We start from the raw sequence: 4289 nt of genomic DNA, 5'->3' as shown, positions 1-4289 counted from the left end.
GGTCCGCGCCGGCCTGCCCCGGCCGACCGCCGGCCCGCCGGGCGGCGCGGCCACAGACCCGCCGGGCGCCAGAAGCCCGGCAGGGAGTCCAGCAGGGAGTCCGGCCCCGACCGTCCGGCCGGCCGGCGCGGTCCCTGCCGGTCCCGGACCGGCCTGGGACCTCGATCGGGTCGCGGCCGTGTTGCCCGCCCTCACCGCTCTGCTCGGCCCAGCCGACATCGCACCCGCCGCCACCACCCCCTCGGCCGACACCACAGCAGCCGACACCACAGCAGCCGGCACACGACCTGACAGCACCGCGCTTGCCCGCACGCAGGAGGAATACTCCGATGCCTGACCACCCGAGCAGCGACGTCGACGGCCCGGGGCCGGCCCGGCCTGCCGGCGAGTCGGCGGCGCAGGAGGAGCGGCTGCGGCGGTGGCGGCTGATCCTCGGCGCGCCGGCGGCGTCCGTCTGCCACCCGGCACGGGCGCTGTCGAAGCGGGACGCGGACATCGACGCCGCGCTGGACGCGCTCTACGACGCCGACGGCGAGTCCGGCGGCGGTCGTAGTCGGCGGCGCAGGGCGGGGCTCGGCGGATCGGCGCCGGCGGTGACCCGCTGGCTCGGCGACATCCGCGACTACTTCCCGTCGTCGGTGGTGCAGGTTCTCCAGCACGACGCCGTCCAACGGCTGGGGCTCGCTCGGCTGCTCATGGAGCCCGAGCTGCTGGCAGCGGCCGAACCCGATGTGCACCTGGTGGGCACGCTGCTGTCGCTGCGCTCGGCGCTGCCCGAGCGCACCCGGGAGACCGCGCGGATGGTGGTACGCACGGTCGTCGAGGACATCGAGCGGCGGTTGGCGCAGTCGCTGCGCTCGGCGGTGTTCGGCGCGCTGAACCGCGGCGAACGCGCCCGCACCCCGCGGCTGCCCGACGTCGACTGGAACCGCACGATCCTCGCCAACCTGCGCAACTACCAGCCTGAGCAGCGCACCGTCATCGTCGACCGGTTGATCGGATACCAGCGGGCCCGGCGGGTGGCCGCGTTGCGCGACGTCATCCTGCTCATCGACCAGAGCGGCTCGATGGCCTCGTCGGTCGTCTACGCCGGGGTGCTCGGCGCGTCCTTGGCGAGTATCCGGTCCCTGAGCACCCGGCTGGTCGTCTTCGACACGTCGGTGGTGGACCTGACCGACTCCCTCGACGACCCCGTCGACGTGCTCTTCGGAGTCCAGCTCGGCGGCGGCACCGACATCGACCGCGCCGTCGGCTACGGCGCGAGCCTCGTGCGCCGGCCCGCCGACACCGTCCTCATCCTCATCAGCGATCTCATCGAGGGCGGCGACCAGTCGTCGTTGATCGCCCGGCTGCGCGGGCTGGTCGATTCCGGGGTCACCGTCGTCGTGCTGCTGGCGCTGTCCGACGACGGCACTCCCGCCTACGACCACGGGCTCGCGGCGACCTGCGCGCAGCTCGGCGCGCCGGCCTTCGCCTGCACTCCGGACAGATTCCCCGAACTGCTGGCCACGGCGCTACGCCGGGAGGAGGTCGGCCGGTGGGCAGCCCTGCACGGCCTCGTCCCGGCCTGACCCGGCGGCCGGCGTCAGCGCGAACAGCTGGGGTCGAGGAAAGTCTGGGTGCCCAGGAAAGTCTGGGTGCCGAGGAAGGTCTGGGTGCCGAGGACGGCGAGCATCTCCAGGCGTTCACCCGCCCCCGAACCGGGCTGCGGACGGGACAGGACCAGCCGCTGGCCGGACGGCGGACTGATCACCACGTCACACTCCAGGTCAAGCCGGCCGACCTCGGGATGGACGAGCACCGTGCGGGTGGTCCGCCGCACCGCGACCTCCTGTCGGGCCCACACCTCGCGGAACTCGGCGCTGGCCGCCGAGAGCTCGGCGACGAGGGATCGGACCGCCTCGTCCTCATGCCGACGGCCGAGCGTGACGCGCAGGTCCGCGACGTGCTCGCGGCCGAGCGTGTCGTGCTGTTCGGCGAGGTATCGCCCGCGCAGTTCGCCGCCGGTGAACCAGCGCCACAGGAAGTTGCGCGCCCGGCCTGGCGCGCGGGCGATCGGGCCGAGCAGCGCGACGTTCAGCGGGTTCTGCGCCACGACGTTGTCGAGGTCATCCATGATGAGCGCCGGCACGGCGGGCGCGAGCGAGTCCAACACGCACATCAGGCCGGCGTCGGCGTAGCCGAGCGAGCAGTGCCGCGGCGGGGCCTCGTGGCCGGCCAGCAGGTAGATGTGGTCGCGCTCGTCCAGCGTGAGGCGCAACGCCCGCGCGATCGCGCCGAGCATCGACGGCGACGGCCGCGGCCCGCGGCCCTGCTCGATCCGCTCGTAGTAGTCCGTCGACATGTCGGCGAGCACGGCGACCTCGTCACGGCGAAGCCCGCGCGCCCGTCGCCGACCGCCGGCGACCAGCCCGACGTCCGACGGCCGCAGCAGCTCCCGCCGATGACGAAGAAATGCACCCAGCTCCTGGCGCTGCACGGCGGTACCTCCGGGGTTCACTCGACCGGCTGCCACCCGGCCGTGTGCCCACGGCCCAGCAGACATTTCCATGCAGACATGTCCATCATGACCGCGGCCGGCCGGACCATCCCCGGACTCGCGATCCGGGGATGACCGAGGCGCCGCTGTCGGCCGGTGCAGGTGCCAGGTTGGCGGCAAGCGCCACAGGCATGTCACGGGAGGAACAAGGAACTCATGTCCGACAGCAGAATCGCCCTGATCACCGGCGCGAGCCGCGGCCTCGGGCGCAGCATGGCCACGCACCTCGCCCGCGCCGGGGTGGGCGTCATCGGCACCTACAACAGCCGCCAGGACGAGGCCGACCGGCTCGTCACGGAGCTCGAGGGGCAGGGGGTGCCCGCGGCGGCGCTGCAGCTCGACGTGGGCAACAGTGCCGACTTCGCCCGGTTCGCGGCCGACGTCCGTACGACGCTCGCCGCCCTCGGCGCCGAGCGCCTCGACTACCTCGTCAACAACGCGGGAGTCGGCCTCGACGCGCCGTACACGGAGACGACCGAGGAGCAGTTCGACGAGTTGTTCCGGATTCACATCAAGGCGCCGTTCTTCCTGACGCAGACGCTGCTGCCGCTGCTGGCCGACGGCGGGCGCATCCTCAACATCTCCTCCGTCCTGGCCCGCATCACCCGCCCGGGCGCCTCCGTGTACGCCGCCGCGAAGGGCGCGCTCGAGGTGCTGACCAGGTACCAGGCGCAGGAGCTCGGCGAGCGGCACATCCGGGTCAACGCACTCGCGCCCGGGGCGATCGCCACCGACTTCAACGGCGGCCGGGTCCGGGACAACCTCCAGCTCAACGAGGCGCTCGCGAACGCCACCGCACTGGGCCGCGCGGGCGAGGCCGAGGACATCGGCGCGGCCGTGCCGCTGATCCTCGCCGACGGCTTCGGCTGGGCCAACGGCACCCGCATCGAACTGTCCGGCGGCCAGAACCTCTGATACATGCGAATCGCATCCGATTACCAGGATCTTCTTACGGCCTGGGGAAGCGTGCCCTCGATCCGACCCGGGCGGTGCCGGCCAGGGGTCATAGTCGACGGAGCCATCGGCGCCGACATCGACGTCCCGCACCAGACAGGCGGGAGGCGGACGCATGACTGGGACCGGGCAGGGGACGGGGCAACCGGCAGGCACGAACACAGCTACGACGCAGCCGGGGCAGGAGACACTGCACGCCAGCTGGGCGGCCCTGGCCCGAACATCGCCGGGCGCCTCGCCGTGATCAGTAGGTCAGGATCGGCGGAGGAGATCGCAGTATCCGCCGATCGAGCCGCACGACGCCGGGATGCTCGACGTCGGCGACGGCAACCTCGTCTACTGGGCAGTCTGCGGCAACCCGGCCGGCAGGCCGGCGCTCGTCGTCCACGGCGGCCCGGGCTCCGGGGGCGCGCCGCTGGTTCGACCCGGACCGCTACCGGGTTGTCCTGTTCGACCAGCGCGGCTGCGGTCGCAGCACCCCGCATGCCGCCGACCTAGGCCGGTACCTGCGCGACGCGTTCGACCGGTTCGCCCGAGGTCAGGACGACAGCTCGGGCGCGGCGGTGTAGGCACCGTCGGCGTCGAGGACGGGAACGGCGGCGTCGGCATCAAGGTCGGCCGCGCAGGCCACGTCGTCGTCCCAGCCCAACGCAAGCAGCTCCCGCCCGGACGCCGAACGGCGCAGCTCGCCGGCCAGATCGGCCTCGGCGGCGCGGAACGCGGCGATGGCGGCGCGCGCCTCCGGGGCGACCGCCGAGCGTTCCAGGGGGCCCGCCTCGACGATCCGGGCCAGGAC

The 4289-nt window shown here is 73.3% G+C and carries 4 protein-coding genes and 2 pseudogenes; 4 read left to right on the top strand and 2 right to left on the bottom strand.

Annotated features, from left to right (window positions below):
* Positions 1 to 337 (top strand): annotated as a pseudogene (locus ND748_RS26410) (hypothetical protein); the annotation flags it as partial.
* On the top strand, positions 330 to 1571 hold the full coding sequence (locus tag ND748_RS26405; protein ID WP_251748888.1) for a VWA domain-containing protein: 1242 nt from the start codon (positions 330 to 332) through the stop codon (positions 1569 to 1571). The pseudogene ND748_RS26410 and the gene ND748_RS26405, both read left to right, overlap by 8 nt.
* A 14-nt stretch (positions 1572 to 1585) precedes the next feature.
* Here ND748_RS26405 and ND748_RS26400 read toward each other — a convergent pair whose 3' ends face one another.
* A complete protein-coding gene (locus ND748_RS26400; protein ID WP_251748886.1) occupies positions 1586 to 2479 on the bottom strand; it encodes a helix-turn-helix transcriptional regulator in 894 nt (297 codons plus the stop codon).
* 216 nt (positions 2480 to 2695) lie between these two features.
* Between ND748_RS26400 and ND748_RS26395 the strand changes: the two genes are divergently transcribed.
* Together ND748_RS26395 and ND748_RS35165 are read left to right on the top strand one after the other, a co-directional pair.
* Positions 2696 to 3454, top strand: a complete 759-nt coding sequence (locus tag ND748_RS26395; RefSeq protein ID WP_251748884.1) for an SDR family NAD(P)-dependent oxidoreductase — start codon at positions 2696 to 2698, stop codon at positions 3452 to 3454.
* A 346-nt stretch (positions 3455 to 3800) separates the two neighbouring features.
* A pseudogene (locus tag ND748_RS35165) lies at positions 3801 to 3987 on the top strand (alpha/beta fold hydrolase); the annotation flags it as partial.
* Positions 3988 to 4031: 44 nt separating this feature from the next.
* Here ND748_RS35165 and ND748_RS26390 read toward each other — a convergent pair.
* Positions 4032 to 4289 (bottom strand): 2-phosphosulfolactate phosphatase (locus tag ND748_RS26390; protein ID WP_251748882.1); only part of this gene is annotated, 258 nt, incomplete at its 5' end.

Origin of the sequence: Frankia sp. AiPs1 (assembly GCF_023716945.1) — a bacterium.
GTDB lineage: Bacteria > Actinomycetota > Actinomycetes > Frankiales > Frankiaceae > Frankia.
The sequence above is the reverse complement of the archived record's forward strand: the minus strand, read 5'-3'. Positions and strand labels throughout refer to the sequence as shown.